The sequence below is a fragment of the Dolichospermum sp. LEGE 00246 genome (assembly GCF_015207865.1).
GTDB classification, from domain to species: domain Bacteria; phylum Cyanobacteriota; class Cyanobacteriia; order Cyanobacteriales; family Nostocaceae; genus Dolichospermum; species Dolichospermum heterosporum.
In genome coordinates, this window is the sequence record NZ_JADEWA010000412.1 from 1 (window position 1) to 4,954 (window position 4,954).

General features: G+C 40.8%; 1 protein-coding gene. It reads left to right on the forward strand.

The genetic code is table 11. The features are described from left to right. Nucleotides 1–500 precede the first annotated feature (500 nt). Nucleotides 501–4,712 (forward strand): DEAD/DEAH box helicase, encoded by a 4,212-nt coding sequence (locus IQ228_RS21025; RefSeq protein WP_193964289.1) that lies wholly within the window; start codon nucleotides 501–503, stop codon nucleotides 4,710–4,712. Nucleotides 4,713–4,954: the final 242 nt, after the last annotated feature.

Below are 4,954 nucleotides of genomic sequence, written 5' to 3' on the forward strand. Positions count from 1 at the left end.
GGGGAGGGAAGAACAGAAGTTTTTTCCGATCATTATCCGTCAAAATAACTTTGACGAACTACTAGATATGGTAAACATAATATAGCTACGCCACGCTATGCGAACGCGGCTATACAAACGAAATAATCCTGTAATTATACTCAAAACGGCTAGAAGCTGGACTTTTTTATTATACAAAGAACAAGGTTCAAAGCCTCTCCAGTATTAAATATTATTCCTTTTCCCTCTCCTCTTAGGAGAGGGTTAGGGAGAGGTAGAGGTGCAAAGGAGAGGTTTACCAGAGGGGTTTCATCTTTGGTTAAACTATGAACCGTTTGCAGTATACAAAAGATGGATTCGATTATTGTGTTCTGAGAGTGACAGAACCGGGTTAATGGTTCAAACTTTGAGAAAATGTAGCAATTCATCTGATAATCTAAAAGGTAATATTCCAGTTAAAAGCTCAACTGCTTTTGCACATCTACACCAGATACCTAACAACGGTGTCAATTATTAGTACCATGCCTGATTTTAACCCTAATTCCACCCAACTACAAACACAACTCGCTAAAAAATACTTCGATTTATCCCCTGCTATCCAAAAGATTATCCAATTGTTTTCGATAATTTATGCACCGATAGACAAAAGTTCACTCCTCAGTTGTCTTTCGCAAACTGCTGCCTTAGACGAAAAGAATAGACCTTGGACTACTACAACCCTCAATTACCAAATTGAAAAATTGGTAATAGCAGGTTTGCTAGTCAAGGAAAACAAATCAGGTTCTGAATGCCATCCCTTACTCACGGAAATTGCTACTCGTCATGCAATAGAAACGGGAAAATTTGAGATATTAGTTAAAGCCGTAGAGGAAAAACTACCTGTAAGTAATCACTGGAACAAGAATTCGCGGATGTTCCGCAGTCTGGGCCAGTGTATCAGAGAAATCCGCATTGGTTTTTACCGCCAAGACCTTAATTTTATTAATAAGCAAATTGAAGATTACCAAAATTACAGTAATCATACAGAAAAAATAGTCATAGAAAATATTTTTGAACAGATATGCAATAACCCATTTGACGAAAATTGGTTTAAGACCTTACCACAAGAATTATATGAACGTGGTATATCTAGCATCCTCTTCAATTCAGCATTAAAATTAGCTGACTGCGAAGATGCGTTTATGATGCTGGATGAAGAATGTTGTGAATCTGAAAAATATGCTTCAGATTATCTAAATCTGGTTTTGACAGAACAATTCTTGTTACGGGGTGATACTGAAGAAGCACAGGATAGTTTAGAACGGATATCAGAGAAATATCAACATAACACCGCTACTTATTGGGGTTGGTTGAATTTTCTTCGAGGTGAAAATGAACAAGCCATTAAATATTATACAGATGCCCTCAAAGCTATAAAAAAAGCCACAGGCAAACGCTCAATATATTTTAATACAATGGGCGGCTTATTTTTTATCCTAGCATTGTTAAAAGATGGTTCAGCAGAACGCCTTAAAGAAGCAGAAGAGTATGCCACATTAATGTCCCGTGAATCAGATCATTGGCTGACATTTGTTTATGCCAGACTGAAAATGGTATTGCAAGTTCAGCGAGGTGATATTACTCAAAAAGAACTTGTAGTAAGTGCCTATATTGCTTCGGTGGAAGAAGAAAATAGCTTACAAACATTGTTTTGTTCTTTGTGCCTTTATTGGATGGATGCTGAGAGTGCTAAGAAAAGATTACCTGACATACTAGAACCATTATATAGGCGATCGCTCGCATCCTGTCATCATTGGTTGGCAATGGAAAGCGCGGAACTCCTATCCCGACTCAAACCCAGCAGCAACTATAAACAACAAGCAGCAGCACTAAGAGAAGATAGCGGCATTCAAACCATAGTAGATGTAATCCAACCCCAAACAGATTGGGAAATGTGCCTCAATGCCCTCGCAAATATCCAGAAACAACCACAAACCCCTGGCAAACCAGAATCAGAACTGCGTTTAGCATGGTTCATTACCTTCTATCCCAGCAGATGTGTCTTGCAACCAAAGGAACAAAAAGTTAATGCTAAAGGAGAATGGAGTAAAGGTCGTCCCATAGCCCTTAAACGTCTTAGCAGCGAATTAGCGGATTTTGATTACGCCACATCCCAAGATATGCGTGTCTGTGGTTGTATTCAGACATATAGCGAGGGCTATTATGGCAAAGTTGACTATATGTTCAACGAAAAAGCCATCTTAGCTTTAATTGGACACCCAGTAGTTTTTTGGGAAGATACCCCTAATATCCGGGTAGAAATTGTCAAGGGAGAACCAGAACTACTGGTGAAAAAAGAAAAACAAGGTCGTCTCACCTTGGAATTTTCGCCCAAATTACCAGAATCACAGAACATTCTGCATATTAAAGAAACCCCTACCCGCATCAAAGTTATTGAAATTAAAGCTGAACACAGACGCATTGCCGAGATTATTGGTAAAGATAACAAATTAAATGTTCCTGCGATCGCCGAAAAGCAAGTTTTAGCAGCCATTAATGCCGTCTCTGGTATCGTTACCGTCCATTCTGACATCGGTGGTGGACTAGAAAATGCAGAAGAAGTCCCCGCCCAAACCTTACCCCATATTCACCTTTTACCCGCCAATTCGGGCTTGAAAATCACCCTATTATCCCGTCCCTTTACCCAAGGTGGACCATACTTCCGTCCCGGTGCAGGTGGTGAAACAGTCATTGCCGAAATTGAAGGTAAACGTCTGCAAACTAAACGTAATCTAGCAGAAGAGAAACAACTAGCTAAAGCCGCTATAGCAGCCTGTCCCACCTTAACGCGAATTGAAGAACAAGATGGTGAATGGACAATAGAAGAAGCAGAGGACTGTTTAGAACTGCTACTAGAATTGCAAACACTGGGAAACAGCGTTGTTATGGCTTGGCCAGAAGGGGAAAAACTGCGGGTTAGTCACAATGCAGATTTGAAAGACTTTAATTTATCAATTCAACGTCAACAAGATTGGTTTGCAGCCACCGGTGAATTGAAACTGAATGACGACCTAGTGCTAGATATGCAGCAACTCCTCGCACTCTTAGAGAAAACCCCCAGCCGATTTATTCCCCTGGGTGATGGTCAATTTTTGGCTTTAACCCAAGCTTTTCGCAAGCGTCTCGACGAATTACGGATGTTTTCCGAAAAACATGGTAAAGGGATGCGTTTTCACCCCCTAGCCACATTAGGATTAGAGGATTTTGTGGATGAGGTAGGTAAGCTAAAAGCAGATAAACACTGGAAAGAACATATTCAGAAACTCAAGGAAGTGCAAGACCTGCAACCAGAACTCCCGTCCACGTTTCAAGCCGAATTACGGGACTATCAAATGGATGGTTTCTGCTGGTTAGCACGTTTAGCACATTGGGGTGTGGGCGCTTGTTTAGCCGACCAAATGGGATTGGGTAAAACCGTACAAGCATTAGCAGTCATTCTTAGAAATGCCCATGCAGGACCAACTTTAATTATTGCCCCCACTTCCGTTTGCATGAATTGGGTGAGTGAAGCGCAGAAATTCGCCCCAACTCTGAATATTATGCAATTTTCTGGCACTAACCGCCAAAAATTATTGGATGGGTTACAACCATTGGATATGTTGGTATCTAGTTATGGTTTATTACAGCAGGAAGAAGTATCTCAGATGCTTGCTCAAGTGCAGTGGCAAACGATTGTATTGGATGAAGCCCAATCAATTAAAAATATGGCTACTAAACGTTCCCAAGCAGCTATGAACCTGAAAGCTAATTTTAAACTTTTGACAACAGGAACTCCCATTGAAAATCATCTGGGTGAGTTGTGGAATTTATTCCGGTTTATTAATCCTGGATTATTGGGTTCTTTTGAAAGCTTTAATCAACGCTTTGCAAATCCCATTGAGAGATATCAAGATAAACAAGCACGTAATAAACTGAAAAAACTAATTCAACCATTCCTATTACGACGCACAAAAAATCAGGTGTTGTCAGAATTGCCTTCTCGAACTGAAATCCTGCTTCATGTGGAATTAAGTAAAGAGGAAAAAGCATTTTATGAAGCGTTGCGTCGTCAAGCTATATCTAAACTAACTGAAAGTAATGCAGATGCAGGACAGAAGCATTTACAAGTGTTAGCAGAAATTATGAAACTGCGTCGCGCTTGCTGTAATCCTAGTTTAGTAATGCCTGACACTGAGTTATCCAGTTCTAAGTTGCAGCTTTTTGGTGAAGTGCTGGGTGAACTGCTGGAAAATCGCCATAAGGCGTTAGTGTTTAGTCAGTTTGTTGACCATTTGCACATCATCCGCAATTATCTGGTTAAAGAAGGGATTAAATATCAATATTTAGATGGTAGTACCCCAATGGCGGAACGGAAAAGAAGCGTGGATGCCTTTCAAGCTGGAGATGGGGATGTTTTTCTCATTAGTTTAAAAGCAGGGGGTACAGGACTCAATCTCACCGCTGCTGATTACGTTATCCATACAGACCCTTGGTGGAATCCGGCTGTGGAAGATCAAGCATCTGACCGCGCCCACCGGATTGGACAACAACGCCCGGTAACAATTTATCGTCTGGTGGCTAAGGATACTATTGAAGACAAGATTGTGGAATTACATCATCACAAGCGAGATTTGGCGGATAGTCTCTTGGAAGGTACTGACATGAGTGGCAAGATATCAACGGAGGCTTTGCTGCAATTGATTCATGAAGGTTGATGAGTCCTAAACCCTCTTCACTCTTGCATGATTGCCTCTTGCCTTGCCATAACGACGATTTTCAATGCTAACCTACTTATTCATCATAAGAATACCCGGTAAGTGGGAAACGAGCGCGTCTTTAGACCTGAGAGGGAAACGACACGAGCGGTTTTAACCGCTGTGGATATTAAAATTGAAACCAGATTTTTGATTGGAACCTGGAAACCAACTCCCATTTCTGGGGTAATGTTAGCTAGATG